General features: G+C 60.5%; 20 protein-coding genes. 13 read left to right on the top strand and 7 right to left on the bottom strand.

Annotated elements, in window-relative coordinates:
• Positions 1-14 precede the first annotated feature (14 nt).
• Positions 15-707, bottom strand: a complete 693-nt coding sequence (locus KLP40_RS14560) for a hypothetical protein (protein WP_215594568.1) — start codon at positions 705-707, stop codon at positions 15-17.
• Between the two features lie 316 nt (positions 708-1,023).
• Here KLP40_RS14560 and KLP40_RS14555 point away from each other — a divergent pair, with 316 nt between their 5' ends.
• From KLP40_RS14555 to KLP40_RS14545, 3 genes are all read left to right on the top strand, one after another.
• Positions 1,024-1,413, top strand: coding sequence for a hypothetical protein (locus KLP40_RS14555; RefSeq protein WP_215594567.1), 390 nt, complete (start codon positions 1,024-1,026; stop codon positions 1,411-1,413).
• Positions 1,379-5,989: a toprim domain-containing protein gene (locus KLP40_RS14550; RefSeq protein ID WP_215594566.1), complete on the top strand. Its 4,611-nt coding sequence runs from the start codon at positions 1,379-1,381 to the stop codon at positions 5,987-5,989. Before KLP40_RS14555 ends, KLP40_RS14550 begins: the two co-directional genes overlap by 35 nt.
• A 215-nt stretch (positions 5,990-6,204) precedes the next feature.
• Positions 6,205-6,606: a DUF3127 domain-containing protein gene (locus KLP40_RS14545; protein ID WP_215594565.1), complete on the top strand. Its 402-nt coding sequence runs from the start codon at positions 6,205-6,207 to the stop codon at positions 6,604-6,606.
• 52 nt (positions 6,607-6,658) lie between these two features.
• On the opposite strand, the gene KLP40_RS14540 is transcribed toward KLP40_RS14545, so the two are convergent.
• Together KLP40_RS14540 and KLP40_RS14535 are read right to left on the bottom strand one after the other, a co-directional pair.
• Positions 6,659-7,336, bottom strand: coding sequence for a hypothetical protein (locus KLP40_RS14540; RefSeq protein WP_215594564.1), 678 nt, complete (start codon positions 7,334-7,336; stop codon positions 6,659-6,661).
• A 139-nt stretch (positions 7,337-7,475) separates the two neighbouring features.
• Positions 7,476-8,501: a toll/interleukin-1 receptor domain-containing protein gene (locus tag KLP40_RS14535; RefSeq protein WP_215594563.1), complete on the bottom strand. Its 1,026-nt coding sequence runs from the start codon at positions 8,499-8,501 to the stop codon at positions 7,476-7,478.
• 361 nt (positions 8,502-8,862) lie between these two features.
• On the opposite strand from KLP40_RS14535, the gene KLP40_RS14530 reads away from it, so the two are divergent.
• From KLP40_RS14530 to KLP40_RS14490, 9 genes are all read left to right on the top strand, one after another.
• On the top strand, positions 8,863-9,129 hold the full coding sequence (locus KLP40_RS14530) for a hypothetical protein (protein WP_215594562.1): 267 nt from the start codon (positions 8,863-8,865) through the stop codon (positions 9,127-9,129).
• 237 nt (positions 9,130-9,366) lie between these two features.
• Complete coding sequence (locus KLP40_RS14525; protein ID WP_215594561.1) at positions 9,367-10,335, top strand: ArdC family protein; 969 nt, start codon at positions 9,367-9,369, stop codon at positions 10,333-10,335.
• Between the two features lie 200 nt (positions 10,336-10,535).
• Entirely contained in the window at positions 10,536-10,829 is a 294-nt protein-coding gene (locus KLP40_RS14520; RefSeq protein WP_215594560.1) for a hypothetical protein, read from the top strand.
• Positions 10,830-10,831: 2 nt separating this feature from the next.
• Positions 10,832-11,101 (top strand): hypothetical protein, encoded by a 270-nt coding sequence (locus KLP40_RS14515; RefSeq protein ID WP_215594559.1) that lies wholly within the window; start codon positions 10,832-10,834, stop codon positions 11,099-11,101.
• A gap of 13 nt (positions 11,102-11,114) precedes the next feature.
• Entirely contained in the window at positions 11,115-11,351 is a 237-nt protein-coding gene (locus KLP40_RS14510) for a hypothetical protein (protein WP_215594558.1), read from the top strand.
• 106 nt (positions 11,352-11,457) lie between these two features.
• Positions 11,458-12,042: a hypothetical protein gene (locus KLP40_RS14505; RefSeq protein ID WP_215594557.1), complete on the top strand. Its 585-nt coding sequence runs from the start codon at positions 11,458-11,460 to the stop codon at positions 12,040-12,042.
• A gap of 18 nt (positions 12,043-12,060) precedes the next feature.
• Complete coding sequence (locus KLP40_RS14500) at positions 12,061-12,714, top strand: hypothetical protein (RefSeq protein ID WP_215594556.1); 654 nt, start codon at positions 12,061-12,063, stop codon at positions 12,712-12,714.
• Complete coding sequence (locus tag KLP40_RS14495; protein WP_215594555.1) at positions 12,714-13,094, top strand: hypothetical protein; 381 nt, start codon at positions 12,714-12,716, stop codon at positions 13,092-13,094. The genes KLP40_RS14500 and KLP40_RS14495 overlap by 1 nt, the downstream gene beginning before the upstream one ends.
• Before the next feature lie 4 nt (positions 13,095-13,098).
• On the top strand, positions 13,099-13,467 hold the full coding sequence (locus KLP40_RS14490) for a hypothetical protein (protein WP_215594554.1): 369 nt from the start codon (positions 13,099-13,101) through the stop codon (positions 13,465-13,467).
• A 79-nt stretch (positions 13,468-13,546) separates the two neighbouring features.
• Here the strand turns inward: KLP40_RS14490 and KLP40_RS14485 are convergent, their stop codons facing one another.
• The 3 genes from KLP40_RS14485 to KLP40_RS14475 all read right to left on the bottom strand — a co-directional run bounded on the left by KLP40_RS14485 (position 13,547) and on the right by KLP40_RS14475 (position 14,744).
• Entirely contained in the window at positions 13,547-13,720 is a 174-nt protein-coding gene (locus KLP40_RS14485) for a hypothetical protein (protein ID WP_215594553.1), read from the bottom strand.
• A gap of 98 nt (positions 13,721-13,818) precedes the next feature.
• Positions 13,819-14,346: a hypothetical protein gene (locus KLP40_RS14480; RefSeq protein WP_215594552.1), complete on the bottom strand. Its 528-nt coding sequence runs from the start codon at positions 14,344-14,346 to the stop codon at positions 13,819-13,821.
• Positions 14,347-14,459: 113 nt separating this feature from the next.
• On the bottom strand, positions 14,460-14,744 hold the full coding sequence (locus tag KLP40_RS14475) for a hypothetical protein (protein ID WP_215594551.1): 285 nt from the start codon (positions 14,742-14,744) through the stop codon (positions 14,460-14,462).
• Between the two features lie 9 nt (positions 14,745-14,753).
• On the opposite strand from KLP40_RS14475, the gene KLP40_RS14470 reads away from it, so the two are divergent.
• Positions 14,754-14,900, top strand: coding sequence for a hypothetical protein (locus KLP40_RS14470; RefSeq protein WP_215594550.1), 147 nt, complete (start codon positions 14,754-14,756; stop codon positions 14,898-14,900).
• Here KLP40_RS14470 and KLP40_RS14465 read toward each other — a convergent pair.
• Positions 14,897-15,355: a hypothetical protein gene (locus KLP40_RS14465; protein ID WP_215594549.1), complete on the bottom strand. Its 459-nt coding sequence runs from the start codon at positions 15,353-15,355 to the stop codon at positions 14,897-14,899. The two genes, KLP40_RS14470 and KLP40_RS14465, sit on opposite strands and share 4 nt — an antisense overlap.
• Positions 15,356-15,381 lie beyond the last annotated feature (26 nt).

The raw sequence follows: 15,381 nt of genomic DNA, 5'->3' as shown, positions 1-15,381 counted from the left end.
AATGAGTCTGTGAATCAGTCCTTTCCCTGCTGTTCCAGCATGGGAATGTGCTGGCCGGTGTGGGTAGGAATGAAGGTTGTCGTGCGGGTTTTCTGCAGGGTCGCCAATGCTTCCGGATTGACGACGGCTTTGCGGGAGGAGAAGCGTTTGGTGGGAGCCACGCGCAGTTCCGGGGGGGAGCTGACGTGCTGCGAGAAATCCTTGATTTCCTGGTCGCCACTGCCAGCGGGCTGAGCAGCGGTAGGGGCCGCAGCATCCGAAGCCGCGGGGGTAGCAGCGGCTGCCTCGGGAGTAGCGGCAGGAGCCGATTCGGCGGTGGGCTGCTGGGGAGCGGGCGCGTCAGCCGGCGGAGCGGATGCTTCCGGGGCCGGGTCGGCGGCTACTTCCGGCGGGGCGGTGGGTAGTGACAGCGGGGGGTGTTCCTTCAGGGCGGTCTCCAGCTTGTCCAGCGTCAGCTTGAGCTGCTGGCCATACTTGGTGCCGGTGGTGCCGAGCACGTTTTCCACGGAGTACACTTTCAGCGGGGCCGCTTCCGGGGCCGGGTCGGCGGCAACTTCCGTGGGCGGCGTCTTTTTGCGCTGCTGCCGGTACCAGGCCGCTACCAGGCCGATGCACCCCAGCAGCACGATTGCCATCACCAACCGCAGCGCCCCCACCAGGGAGGCCGCGAGGAGAACCGCATGTAGGGAGAGGGGGAAGCAGACCATGTGACACCAATACACACCGGCGTTTCGTTCGCTCGGCTCAGCGGTGTCAAACTTAATCAATAATTCGTTTTTATATCATAATAATATTTTCAAAAACTCAACTAAAGTTAATTTTTCATCGAGTTTCGGAGTACATTTACCGGCCAGCCGGGTGTGCTGGCAGAGGTTCGCAGACTTAATCTGAATAGCAGCTAAAGCTATTCTATAGATAATCAAAAAATCATGTTTAATTTGTTGTTGCTAAGGACAGATGCAACCGGCCCCGGTGCCGGGCATCCGCTCCAGCACAACCGACCTCTTCAAAACCCAACGCAGCATGAACGAGAAACTAAGAAAAGCACTCCTTCAGGGAGAGCTGGCCAAATCCACTGTTCCCTACAAGGAAGTATTGGGCGTGGCGCAGGGATTCCTGAAAAAACTGGGCCACGGCCGCCTTAAAGCCTTTATTGACGAGGTGGAAAAGGAACATGCGGGTGAGCGGGGCATGAATTATCAGTCCCTCATTACTCTGCGAAACAACAAGTCGAAGCGTCCAGCCCCCATCCTTGTCCAGCGAATTCTGCGCGACGGTATGGGCCTGGAGACGGAATATCACCGGGAGGCTGACGACTACGTGTATCAGTTCAAGGACAAAGAGCAGGCGGGTGCTTTCGATGCACTCAAGAAACTCTATGTCGAACAACCCCCAACAGAACCGGCCGAATGATTCCAGTGAGCTGGATCATTTCAAGCGTAATATTGACCTGACCGCCTACGCCGTTGCCCAGCACGGCTACCAGGTAAAAGAAGAAAGCCGCCGGGGTGACTGGCAGAAGCTTTCCAAAGACGGTGAAACCCTGATCGTGACCCGCAAAGGCGACCATCAGGTGTTCATGAATACCGGTGATGACAATGACCGGGGCTCCATCATTGACTTCGTGAAGTCGCGCGGCGGTGCGTACGGCCAGGGCCTGAACCTGGGCCAGACCCGCCAGCAGCTGCGTAGTTACCTGAATGAGGATGGCCCGGCCCGCGACCAGAAGACCCTGGCGGAAGCTCCCAAGCCCGAACGTATTTCGTCGCTGAAGGAGGTTCCCCAGGGTCTTTCGCTGGAGGAGCGCCGCAACGTGCTCATTGCCGACGCGCTGGGCGTTCAGCCCAAGCTCGATAACCGCAGCTACCTCCACTCCCGCGGTATCAACGATGCCACCATTGATAACCCCGCCTTCCAGGGCCGGGTATTCACTGCCCGGGGCAAGCACGAGAACACGGCATTTCCCCTCTATAACCAGACCGGCATTATCTCGGTCGAGGAGAAGAACACCGGCTATAAGCACATGCTGCCGCTGCCGAAGGAGGGACTATGGGTAAGCAAGATGACGGAGCCCGGCAAGCCGCTGGAACGGCTGGTAGTGACGGAATCGGCCATCGACGCGCTGAGCAAGCACCAGCTGGACCACCGCGACGGCAAGCGCCCGCCGAACACGATGTACATTGCCACTGCCGGCACCGTCACGGAGCGCCAGGTAGAGTTGATTCAGCTCATCATTGACCGCCAGAAGCCCAAAGAAGTAGTGTTGGGACAGGACAATGATGCCGGTGGGCGCCGCTTCAATATCAACTACCTCAACGACCTGCAGCCCCCGCGTACCCGCCAGCCCGGCAGCACCAACGAGCTGCCGATGATTGAGCAACTGGCCCCGCCCATTACGTGGCACGCCGGCACGTCAGGCAAATACTCGACGAACCTCAAAATTGAGTTTAATACGGAGAAGGCCCACGAGGGCCGGACCGCCGTAAGCAACCTGGCCGACCGCATTGCCCAGCTCAACAGCGGCGACCAGCAGCGCGACCAGCCCCCGCTGAGCATGGACGTGGTGCGTACCTCGTCTACGCAAACCGTTGTGCGCGTAACGGCCCTGAATGCCGACATGCCAGCCCTGGAGCTGCTGTCGCGGGAACTGCACCAGCAGCGGGAAACCAAGCTGCAGCAGTTCGACGCGGAGCGCAACCCGGCTTTTCTGCGCATTGAGTATCCGCAGAGCAAAGACTTCACCCGCGACCTGGAATTAATGAATCAGGGCCTGAAGGGGGAAGAGTTGAAAGCGCAGGGCCAGCTGGAGGTGCAGCACAAGGAGGAAATGACGCGCCAGAAAAACCTGCAGGCCCAGAAGGAGCAGGAGGCCCGCGAGGAGGAGCGCCGCCAGCAGGCCGAAGCCCGCCGGCAGGAAGAAGAGGCTCGCCGGCAGAACACCCCCGAGGCGCAGAAGCAGCGGGAACAGGAAGACCGGGCGTTGGGTAATGCCCTGCTGACAATGGCCGTGGCGGATGCGCTGACCCCCGCCCGGCCCGCGCCAACGCAGGCCCGGGCCGAGCCGACGGAGGCGGAGAAAGCGTTTGCCCCGGTACAGGCCGCCGACAGCCTGCAGGCGCTGGGGGCCCTGGCGGCTCAGCTCAACGAGCGGGATACCCGCGTCGGTATTGTGGAAGTACGGGAGGCCCCGGCTATTCCGCCCTTCATGATTGCCGGTTTGGCTGGGGAGCGGGAAAGCGGTGCTTACGCTACCAAAGTGATGGACTCGCTGGAGAAATACGGGGCCGAAGTGAAGAACACGGACTGGCCGGAGCGCAACATGCTCCAAACCGGCCTGGAGTCCACGCGGGTTCACTTCACCTACAAGATTGACGATGAGCGCCAGCCCCAGCTGCACGAGCTGCTGCAGCGGCTGGAAAAGGAGCCGGGCGTTACCGTAACCGACAACGGCGCGACGGAGCGCCAGGCCGCCGCCGAGGCGCGCACGTCGGCCGTGGCCATTGAGATGCCGGAGCGGGCCCGTCAGTGGGATGAGGCGGCGGCCGTCGTGCTGCTGCGCGACACGCCCGAGAACCGGGAGCCGTTTGAGCGGGCCGGAGCCCGGGTTGAGGCCGTACGGACCAACGACGACGAAAACGCGCTGCTGATCAAGTATCCGCTCAGCACCCCGGAAGTCGTAGCGCAGGTAAGCCGCGCCCTGGACCGTCACCCCGATGAAGAATACAAGGACCACACCGGCAGCGGCATCGGCGTGATGAGAGCCGGCATCGTGTATGAAAACTCCCTGGCACGGGAGGCCCGTCAGCACATGGCCGATCAACAGCTGGGGCCGGAAATGGCCCTGGGCGTACTGACCGTTCAGGAAGCGCGGCACGAGGGTCTGAACGACCCGGGGCGAACCGCCTACGCCGAGCAGCTGAGCGCGCAGCTGGCGGGGCTGGGCGCGATGACGGAAGTAGTCGCCGGCACGGCCGCGACCAGTGGGGCCGCCGCGCACCAGGCGGGGCTGGTTGAAAACCGGGTAGAGTTTGCCATTCCCGTACATGGCATCAACGAGCCGCAGCTGATCAATCTGCTGGACACGATGGCCCAGCAGCCGGGCATTAAGCTGGAGGTGGCCAGCCCGGACCATGCCTGGCGGGATATTGAGCAGCGGTACCCCGCCGGTAATATGCCCTGGGAAAACCTGCCTGACCGTGACCGGCCGTTGCTGGAGCGCCAGGCCGTGCTGACCGTGACGGAGGAGAAGCTACCCGCCGTGGAAGCCATCCGCGCCACGCTGCAGGAGCAGGGAGCCGTTGTCGGGGCGGCCGAGCGCGTGGAGGGTGTATACGCCGGGCCGGAGCGGTACGCCGTGCCCATTACCTACCAGCTCGACAGCCCGCGGATTGAGGGTATCCGGGAAGCGTTTGATACGATTAGCCGGACGAGCCCGGCCGATAGGTCGCTGGACCTGTGGACGGGTACCTACATTCAGCAGCGCGAGCAGCTGCACGAAATCGTACCCAACCTGACCCCGTTGGCCCCGCCCGCGCCGCAGCTGCAGCAGGAGCCCCTGCCCTGGGAGGCCGGCCAGTCGCTACGCGCCCCGGCCTTCGAGGCCGCTCCGGAGGCCCTGCGCTTCCCCGCCGCCGACCACCCGGTACGCTACACCGAATTAGTGGTGGCCGATTCCCCGGCCGGCCGGCAGCGGCTGGAACAGTTGTCGGCCCAGCTGGAAGCCGCCGGCGCGACGCCCGGTGCCATCACGGAGGGCAACAACTTCCGCAACGATACGCTGAACCTGCGCATCGGCTACCGCATCGACCAGCCCGAGCTGGCTCAGGTGCATCAGGCCCTGCAGCAGGTCGCCCAGGGCGCGGATGACGTGCAGGTAAAAGACCGGGCCGGCCAGGTCGCGGAACGCTCCATGGAAGCCGAGCGCCAGCAGCGCGAGCCGGGCGTAAGCTGGGAGCAGGCCCGGCAGCAGAGCCAGCAGGTGCGCTACGCCGACGTGGCCACGTCGGCCGAGGCCGCCCCGCGCCAGCAGGCCGCACCGGAAGCGGCAACGGCGGCTACCGAGGCCGCAGCCGCCCCGTCACGGGCGCCGTTGTATTCCGAAGCCACGGAACAGCAGCGCCAGCCCGACATCAGCCACCAGATCCGCTACACGGAAATTTCGGTGCTGGACCGCGGCTATAATGAGGACGCCCTACGTCTGCTGCGCAAGCAGCTGCAGGAAGCCGGCGCGACGGTCGATGAAATCCGCCCCGTAACCGGCGTGGCTGACCAGCCCCGCCTGGGAATGATGGTTGGCTACCGGGTTGACCAGCCCGAGCTGCCGCAGATTCACCAGCAGCTGAGCGAGGCCCGCAACCAGGACGTCATGCTGATCCGGGAGCGGAACGGCCAGGGTTGGGAACGTGGCCGGGAGGTAGAAAGCCGGCAGAATGACCAGCAGCGCACCGCTGAAGGTCCTGGCCAGCCAACTCCCCCGGTAGCCGCCCAGCAGCAGGCAGAAGCCCGCCTGCAGGCCGAGGAGGGCAAAGCTCTTACCTCCAAAGCCGACCAGCAGCAGCAGCAGGCCACCGCCCACGGGAACGAGAGCCGTCAGGATACCCAGCTGGCCAGCGATAAAGCCCGCTCGGTGGAGAACGGCACGAACCTGCAGGCCAAGATTGTCATCGAGGACAAGCCGGAGCCGGCCCAGCGGGAGGTGCCCAACGAGCGGGCCCAGCGCATCTCTGATGCCTTCGAGGCGGCGGGCGCCAAGGCCGGCGAGGCAAAAGCGGTAGTAGCGGACAACGGAATCCGGCGCACTGAATTTGAGGTCAGCTACCGGACGGATGCCCCAACCATCAGCGAAATCAATTCCACGTTCAACCGGGCCGCCAACTCCAATGGCGTGCAGGTGCAGGAAACCGGCGAGGCCCAGACCTTGCGCCAGCAGGCAGCGGCCCGGGCCGAAAAGGCTCAGCCGCAGCGGCAAACCAGTGAAATAGAACGCTAGCCCTTTCTTCCCAACCGCCCATTTATGCGCTTTCATCTGCATGGCTACTTGCTCCCCTGCCCGACCGCCACCGGGCCGGCTCCCGCCGCCGATTCGCAGCGGCCCGCGTTCCGACTCCGGGTAACGGACTCCTATAGCCCACGCCCCTACTTGGTATTCCACATTTAGTTCTTCCCCATTTTTTTCAACGGGCCCAGCCCACTTCCATTTCTACTATGTCCAGTTCCTACGAGGCCGTTGGCCGCATTCACGAAATCTTCGACGAGCAGCAGGTAAGCGAGAAATTCCGCAAGCGCGAATTCGTGCTGGAGGTTGTCGATGGCCAGTACCCCGAGCACATCAAGTTTCAGCTGAGCCAGGACAAAACCAGCCTAGTTGATACCTTCAAAATCGGTGACGAGGCGAAGGTTTCCTTTAATCTGCGCGGGCGCGGTTTCAATAAAAACGGCCAGATGCTGTACTTCACCAATCTGGAGGCCTGGCGCATTGAGAAGACGGCCGCCGGGGCCCAGCAGCCAGCTGCTCGGGCTGGTGGCCAGGCACAGGCCAGCACTGCCACCCAACGGGCTTCCGCCGTGCCAGTTGGCTCGAATGATGACAACGACCTGCCGTTCTAGGCGGCAGTAGTGCTAAAACAGCAATACCCGGTTCTTACCGGGTATTGCTGTTTTAGGCGGGGGCGTTTGCCGGCGGCGGGTTCAGGTGCTCTTTCAAAAGGGCCAGATCCTGCGCCACTCGTTCCCGCAGCTTATAGCCATGACATTTGCGGTACGGCAGGGCCTTGCCGCAGGGGCAGGGGGAATAGGGACGGCCGCCGCGGTAAATAAACTCCTGCACGCCCTGTTTGAAGCCATTGTACAGCTCATAGACCGCCGCGACCGGCGGGGTCAAGGTTATCTGCCAGTTCTCATCTTCAGTGCCGTAGGATGTGATTGTGTGCACGCATTCACACAGGGTAATGAAGTCATCGACGACGGGGTTATCCGTCCGATTTACCCGAATGTTGTCTACCCGCTTGCCGGTGTACTCCCAGTCATTATCGGACACAAATAGAATCTCCTCTTCGCCCGTTTCCTGCGGGGTGATGTCGAGCAGGTTGCCCTCATTGTCCTCCCAGACGGCATGCCGTTCGGCTTCCCGCAGCAGGTTGGTTTCATGAATAGCCCAACCGTAGTGTACCTGGCCCCCATCCCGCCGAACCTTCTCCTGAACGTTCAGAAAACAGTTGTGCGGCAGTGCGTACGGCGCGGGCTGCACGGGCACCGTTTCGGGGTCGAATTCAACCCCAATTTTGTCCAGTAGCTTGTTTAGAATCGGGTCGTTCAGGAAGTTGGGCTGTTGGTCCACGGGGCTAGAATAAACTAAGTGAATCAGGTGTAACAAGGGGGCGTGCCCCGGTGGGTCGGGCTATCCAGGGCTCCGCTGGCGCTGCGGTCCTGCGGACTGAACCCCTCCTATCCCTCACGCAGTCTACGGCAGCTGGCGGCTACTGGCGGAAGCTGCTGCGCTCGGAGGTAGAGTGCAGGATGAGTGTGTGAAAAACGTCTGAAACCATTTCATCCATCGTTTTGGTTTCCTGGCCCGAGCGCCAGATTGGTTTCCGGGACCGGTCCAGGTCGAAGGACCAGGCTACACTATGGCATTTGCGCGGCTGGTTGGAAGGATGATAGACGTTCATCCCTCCCCGAAGGGTAGGGCGGCGATACCATTCAGCAACGTGCAGCGAAGCGCCGGTAAGCGAGTTGCCGAATTCGCGCTCCCAGTTCAGGACAACGGTCCAGGTGTCAATGGTGAGCAGGAAAGCCGGCGCCGTGCGTTCGGTCGAGAAGTGAATGTCTACGTCCGGTTGAGCATTATAGAGCTGGGCTTTCTCCTCAATAGCGGTGTACAGGCTCTGCACCTGCTGATTAGCCAGTTCAACCCCTTCCGCAGAAGTTAGAAACCGGTCCAGTTCGCGGTTCAGCGCCTGTTCATTGGCCAGCTCCTTCATCTGACGGAGCAGTGGATCAAGCCCGGGCGAGGTAAAGTCCGGCACCGGGCCCAGGGCTGGTTTTGCCAGTAGCGGAACCTCGCGGATGGAGCGGGCCAGGGTATCCAGCTGCACCATATACTGCGTATCGTCCGCCATGGAATGGTACGCGCGGCTCTGCAAGTAGAGTGGGGCGGATTCCAGCGACGTTCCAACCCGCAGCACCGGCAGAAACTTGTTCTGGTTGGTCTGCGCGTTGTAGAGCCCCTGGCTGATCATCGACCACTCGGCCCCAACCCCGCCGCTCCGGGCCGAGGCCTTCTCCTTGTAGGCAGGCGTCAGGATAAGCACCACTTTGTCGGCGTGCTCGATGTTCCGCTCCATGAAGTGCATGATGTCGGCCCCGGTATGCAGCTCGTACTGGTCGAGCTTAACATCAATGGAATAATACTGTATCAGGTCGTCGGCCAGCCGGCGTACCCAGTCTTTGTGCCCCTGGCTATCCCAGGAATAAGAGATAAGACAAACGGGATGTTCTTTCATAACGTGAGCGGTTGGTTGTGAATCGGAAGTAGCAAATAAGCCGCCAGCTGCACAACGCCTGACCGGGCAGAGCCGCGCCCCCCACGCAACCCCGCCACCGTGGCTGAAAAGGCCACCGTGGCGGGGTTGGCCCCCCTGACAGCATGGCTGAACGGGGGGTAGCACCGCACTGAAAAGGTGCCATGCTACCCCCCGTTCGAGTTGTCTAAACTCGGAAACGGGGCCATGAGGGAGAAGGCTGGGCGAGGTAATTTTTGCCGGCTACGTTGATTTGTTTATTGCATCAAAAGTTGAGCAACTACGTATATATACTTAGAGTCCAGCTAAATAAAGCTGCTTGGCTAAACTCATGATTATGACTGTGGCAATCGCTCCCCCCGCTTCCCTCATCAGCCAGATTTCCGAGCAGCTGAATGCCCGGGCCGGGTATAAACTCGTTGCGCGGGAACATCTGCTGGATGGTACCGGCTACTTTCTCATCGAGTACCGCGACAAACCCACTCACGAAATATTCCTCTCGCGTGAGCAGATGGGTTGGCCCGTTGAAACCATCGTGGAGCATCTGGCCGCCCGGACGCATAACTACTACTTCGGTTGGGCCGCTCGAACGGGCCGCCGTACGGTCTGAGTCCTTTACCACCCCGCTGCTGCGCGGCGGTCCTGCCTGGTGCCGGCGGGGCCGCCGCGCACTCATTAAGAGCCAGACTGCAGGCCCAAAAATCGTAAAAATCGGGGCAGTGGGGAGAAAGATGGGGCGCATAAAACAAAGTAATATATTGATTAAATTATTGCATCAAAGATAGGGGTTGGTGCGTATATATACTTAGAAATCAGGCAACAAAGCCTGGTTATAACCCCTACTTCGATGAGCAAGAAACCCGCCCCCGCCACTACCGCCACCGCCGCAAAGCGTAACGTATATGAGGTAGTAACTAACCTGATTATTGAACAGCTCGAAAAGGGCGTGGTAGCGTGGAAACAGCCGTGGAGCCAAGGGGCCAACGGCATCTGGCCCAGCAACTACGCCACCAAGCGCGAGTATTCCGGCTTCAATGCCTTTTACCTGAATCTGGTAGCCGCCGGCCGCCCCGCGCTGTATTTGACGTACAATCAGGCCAAGGCACTCGGGGGGCAGGTCCGCAAGGGCGAACGGGGCCACCTAATTACGTTTTTCCGCCCCGCTGAGCGCCCCAAGCCCGCCGCCGAGGGCCAGCCCCAGCCGGAAGGCAAGGACAAGGAGAAGCGCGGCACCATGCAGTATTTTACCGTATTCCATTATACCCAGATTGACGGGATTGACTTCGAGTTGCCCCAGCCCCGCGACGAAGAGCAGGTGCCCACCATTGAGCAGGCTGAGGCACTGGTTACGGCCTACACCACCAAGCCCGAAATTCGCTACATGCAACAGCGGGCGTACTACTCGCCCCGGCTTGATTACGTGAACATGCCGACCCGCGAGAGCTTCACCAGCTCCGCCGGATTTTACTCCACGTTATTCCATGAACTGACCCACAGCACCGGACATGAAAGCCGCCTGAACCGGCACGGGATTACGACATGGGACGGTTTCGGCTCCGAAAACTACGCCAAGGAAGAGCTGATTGCGGAAATGGGCGCGTCCTTTCTGTGTGGGATGGCCGGTATCGACCCCGGCATTATGGGCCATAACGCCGCCTATATTGCTAACTGGCTGCAGGCCCTGAAAAACGATAACAAGCTGGTCATTCAGGCCGCTTCACAGGCCGAGAAAGCGGTGCGCTTCATGTTCGCCACGGCGGAAGCTACCGAGGCCGATGAGGCCCAGCCGGAAGCCACCGGCGAGGCCGGCGAGTAGCGCAGCACCGGCCCGGCTCCGAAAGGGGCCGGGCGCGGTTCCGCGATTGGCCGGGGCGGGGCATCGAGCCCCGCCCCGGCCAGGCAACGGCAGTCGAAGTGGGGCCGTGGGGGGAAAGGTGTGGTGGATGATATAATGACTCAATTATTGCATCAACGTGCGGGGTTTTTTCGTATAAGAAGTATAACAAAAGCCAGGTTATGCACCCCGATTATTTGCACCCCGACAGCCCGAAATGGTACCGTACGAACCTGAAAATTCCCCGCAAGCTGAAAAAGCGGCTGAAGGCCACCGAGGGATGGAAGGCGTGGAGGAAAAAGGACTATTACGTGTACGGCTACGGCTGGGACGTGGATTATGACGAGTTCAGCAGCTTCATGTACCGCCGGGTGGAGTTCGATTTCACCAAGAAGGCCACCACGCGGATGCACAAGCGGGAGCTTCAGCGCATCAAACGGCTGAAACTGGCACTCGACAACGACTATCCGTTCTGAGTATGGCCCGCCGAGTCAAGACCCCAGACATATACGCCATGACGGTAGAGGAGCTGGAGGCCCACGTCAGGCAGCTAGGTGAGCGGCTGGCGGAGCACGACGCCCGCCCCGAGAACCGGCAAGTCGGCTTTCACCTGCTTACCCCCGCCGCCCGCAAGCGAAGCGCCGCAATGGGCTGGGAAATCTACCACGCCACGCGGCAGCTACGCACGCTGCGCGGGGAAACCATTAATGATGCCGGCTATACCGGCCGCAACTCTAACCGCCGCTAAGTCGGCCCCCCTTATGGAACAGCAGCAACCCGCTCCCCCGATTGAAAATATCTATTTCGTGTATGATGAGATAGATACCCCCGTCTGCGGTACGTGCCCTTTCTGTGAGGGGGAGGCGTATTTGGCCGAGGCGGCCCAGGCCGCGCACATGGTCGAAAACCACACGGAAATACCGCTGGACATTCCCGAGGGTCTGGCCTGGTGCCCGGGGTGTGAAAAGGCCGTGGAAGCGGTACCCGAGGAGGAGTAAAAATCTGCGTGAAGATTGGCACTAATTCCCCTATATTGATTCAATAATTGAATCAATATAGGGGAATGTTTCGTATAAGTAGTATCAACCAGTTAGTACAACGCTTATGAAAACAGCGCAGCAAATCAATTCATTGTGTGATAAAATGGTGGCCTGCCAGGCTACGCTGACGCGGCTGGCCGCCGGCGGCCGTATCCTGATCGGCGGCGGCGGCTACACGCAGGAGCCGACCTACCGGTACTTCTGGGTCAGCAATCCGGGCCATCCCCGCCTGCTGGTGCACGCCTACCCCGACGGGGAGCGGTGGGGCGTGAAGCCCATCATCTACTATATCCGGGGCGAGGAGATAACCGGACCCACCAGCCGGATGCCGGAGCCGCTGGGCTGCAACGAAGAGTACCTGGCCGACCTGTTTACGAAGGTGATGCACGAGGTGGACGCCCTCGACGGGGAACGGCTGCTGGAGGCCACCACCCCGGCCCAAGCTGCCTGGCTGCTGGCCATGTACCTGCGCCGGCCCGACCGTATCCCGCAGGGCTTTGAAACGGTGCTCCATCTGCGGCCGGAGTCTGCGTACGCCGCCGCCTACGTGCGCCGCTGGCAGCCGACGCTGGAAAAGCTGATGACGCCGGCCATCGTGGCGAAAGTGCTGGCCATGCCCGAGCCCATCCCCGCCCCTACTCACTGCTAATTCAACCCTTTCCGGATTATGGTACTGATCAATCTGACCGATAAGCCGTTGAGCTTCTGGTTTAACCGCAAACAGGGGGAGGCCCTGCCCCTGAACTTTGAGCTGGTGCTTCCCTTCGTGCTGGAAGCGGAGGCCGAGGATTGGGGCTGGTACCGGCTGGAGCTGCCGGCGGGGCATTTCACGATGGGGGCCGGGGCCTGGGATGAGCCCGCCCAGCAGCCCCGCATCATGCCGGGAGAGCGGAGCCAGTGGCCGGAAATGAACGACCCCCACGTTTACGCGCTGCCGTTCGGCCGTTTCGTGCAGGTGCGCACCCAGGAACCCCGCTACGAGAGCGACCCGAACCCATTCCTGCGGGCGTTTGAGCTGGTGCCGGGCCACCCCCCGACCCCGCTGCTGGAACTGCCGGAGCTGGTCAACCTGCCAACCCGCCCGAGCCGCGACGGGGAAGAACTGCCGGCCGAGGCCCTGGGCGTTGAGCCGGAGTGCGTCTACGTGAAGGCCAGCTTTACCACCTACACCCACCAGGAAGAAGTTACCCTGGAAATGCCGCTGGACTTCTATTCGATGCCGGAGCTTCAGCAGCAGGTGCTGTTGGATGAGGAATACGACGCCTGGTTGCTGGGCGGACGCACGCCCTACACGATTCACGAACCCCAAGCTGCTGCCTGATGCTGACACTACCCTCCCCCCCATTGCCCGACGTGGCCACCGCTGCCGATCAGCTACGCCATGATCCGCACATGCTGCACCGCACCGTTGAACAGGCCCGCTCGGCGCTGCTCTTTGCCCAGCTCCGGGCCACCCAGGAGGATGCCCGATTGTTGGGGCGGGCTCTCGATGCCCTCGATGAGCCCGAGCCACTGGCTACCCGCGTTTACCTTATCAGCCGGGCCTACCGCCATGCCGGCCGGCTGATGCGCGAATGGGCCGGGCGAGGCGGTCAGGGCGACCAGCCCCGCCTGACCACCCAGGAGGACAACGCCCGTGAGTGGGAACGGCGGGAACAATTTTTGCTGGCTGTTAGTCGTAATCTTGAAGCTACTACCTGATCCGATGCGCGTACTTTATCCCCCCTACAACCGTACGCTGTCGGCTTCGGCCGCTGGCACGCTGCTGGCCATCGTGGTGGCGGCCCTGCTCCAACGCTTCCTGCCACCGCTGCCGGTGCTGGCCGTGGCTTTTCTCGGGTTGCACCTGGCCGCCGGGCCGCTGCAACAGGGACCCGCGCTGAGGCGGCGCGAGTACCGCCGTTCCTTTATCCTCTTGCTGCTGGGCCAGGCTAGTCTGGCCGCGGACTTCATCACCGAGGCTATCCGCCACCCCGCCCCGCGATACGGGCTGCTGCTGGGCTTCGTCGGCGGCGCCATGCTGGTGCTGCTGGTGCTGGGCGGGCTGCGGTTGCACTTGTGCCGCCGAAGCTAGATGCCGGGGCGGTTGGGAGAAACGTCACCAGAACCGAAAAGCGGCCCGGAGCACATTGCCCGGGCCGCTTTTTTGCGGGTTAGTCCATTTCCAGATCGTAACTCAGCTCGCGGGCTTCGAAGTCGGCGGCGTCGTCCTGGTATCCGTCCTGGTACTCGAAATCCCCTTCCGGCCCGTCATCATACGGCCCGTATTCGTCGCCGTCCATCTCCATGTCTTCAGCGTAGCGGGTATCATCCTGGTAGTCGTCCATGTTAGGTACTATTTGAGGGATATATACTGTTTATACGCTTTTTTGGGGTATTTTGTTGGACAAATTCAATAAAATTAATTGCGAAAATGCACGGGTAATCAGGCGGGCAGCCGTAGGAATTCCTGCGCGACGTCCTGCATCAGCACCGGCAGCAGCTTTCCCAGATCAGTTACCTGCGGATGCTGGATAACGTCATTGAAAAACTCGTGGCTGTTATCCACGTCCTCTTCATCCAGGCCGTTAGCCCGCAGCACCGCCTGCCCTTGCTCAATGGCCACCGTCAGGTTGCGGCAGAACATCTCCTCGATGAGGGCCCGGAGCTGGCCTTGACGGAAAGAAAGCCGGTCGTACTCCCGCTGATAGAATTTGCGGGCCAGGGGGGCCTGGTTCGGTTGCCCCTTTATCAGCGGCTTACTGCATTCTTTGGCGTGCTGAATGGGGCCATCCAGTACCGTTATAAACTCGGTGTACAGGTCATTCCACTTTTCCAGCACTTCGCTCAGGGTAAGCGCGGCCCACTGCTCAGGCGTGCCCACGCGGGCGGCGGCCTCACTCAGTTCAGGCAGGCGGGTTGTGCGCAGATCAAGCGTCTGCTCAGGAACAGCAGCAAAGAAATCAAGTTGCATTATTTTATCATTTATCCTATAAATTATACGTTATATAATCATATTTGTTGAATATATCCGAGATTTTCAGGATGAATAATCAGCCCGCTACGGTGAGGAAACCAGTATGCTGTTTACTTGGCGCGGCTTGCAGCATAGTAGCGGATAGCCTCTTCCACAAACTCGGTTGGCTTATCCTCATTGCGTACTATTGCGGCAACATCACCAGCCACCCGGTTAACACCCAACGGCTTTTTCCCATCGGCCTTTTTGGGTCGCCCCCCTTTCTGGCCTACCAAGCCACGATACATTTCCTGCTTGGTTTCGTCCTGGTGCCATTCAGCTAGTGCGTTACCCATTATGTGAGCAGGCACCGGGCGGGGGCTTTTAGCGGTTGCCCCCATGATGCGCTGCGCCATTCGTGGCGCGTGCTCCAGGTCATTGTCAACGAGTGCCTGGACGTATTGCTCTACGATGCGACGCTGGGCGTTAGCTACTACCGCATAGTACGCCCGCAGAGCTTCCCCCAGCGCCCGGCCCGGGGAAGTAGTGTTTTCATTCTGTGGCATGATTAGGCGGCGTCGCGTTCTGAAATGGCAAATTCAGCGGCTTGCAAGGCGTATTGTTTAGCCTCGCGCTTGTTTGTCGCGTTACGGGTGGTCGAGTAGCTGCCGGACCACCAAGGCCCAATTTTACACAACACAGCGGGCTTTTTAGCCTCCAGGGTGTGCTGGTCTAATACAGGCGAGATAGAGCCATCCGCATAGACTGCTACGTAACGGCGGGTATTGCGACCCTCCAGGTCTACAGCAGCCATTTTGTTAATGGCACAGTCGATGGCGGATTTTAGTTGCGTGATTGTCATAATGTTTAGTGGGTTACAAGGGATTACATTACAAGTATACGGTGGTTTTTGGTTATCGGTAACTAAAAACCATAAATATTTTTTTCTCCCATCCCCCGCAAAGAGAATAAATGTGCTGAAAGGGTGGTATTTTGATTCAATCATTGAATCAAAAAAGTATGACATACCGTATAACGGGTATAGTCTCAGTA

Origin of the sequence: Hymenobacter piscis (assembly GCF_018760735.1) — a bacterium.
Lineage (GTDB): Bacteria > Bacteroidota > Bacteroidia > Cytophagales > Hymenobacteraceae > Hymenobacter > Hymenobacter piscis.
This window is presented reverse-complemented; position numbering and strand designations above follow the sequence as displayed.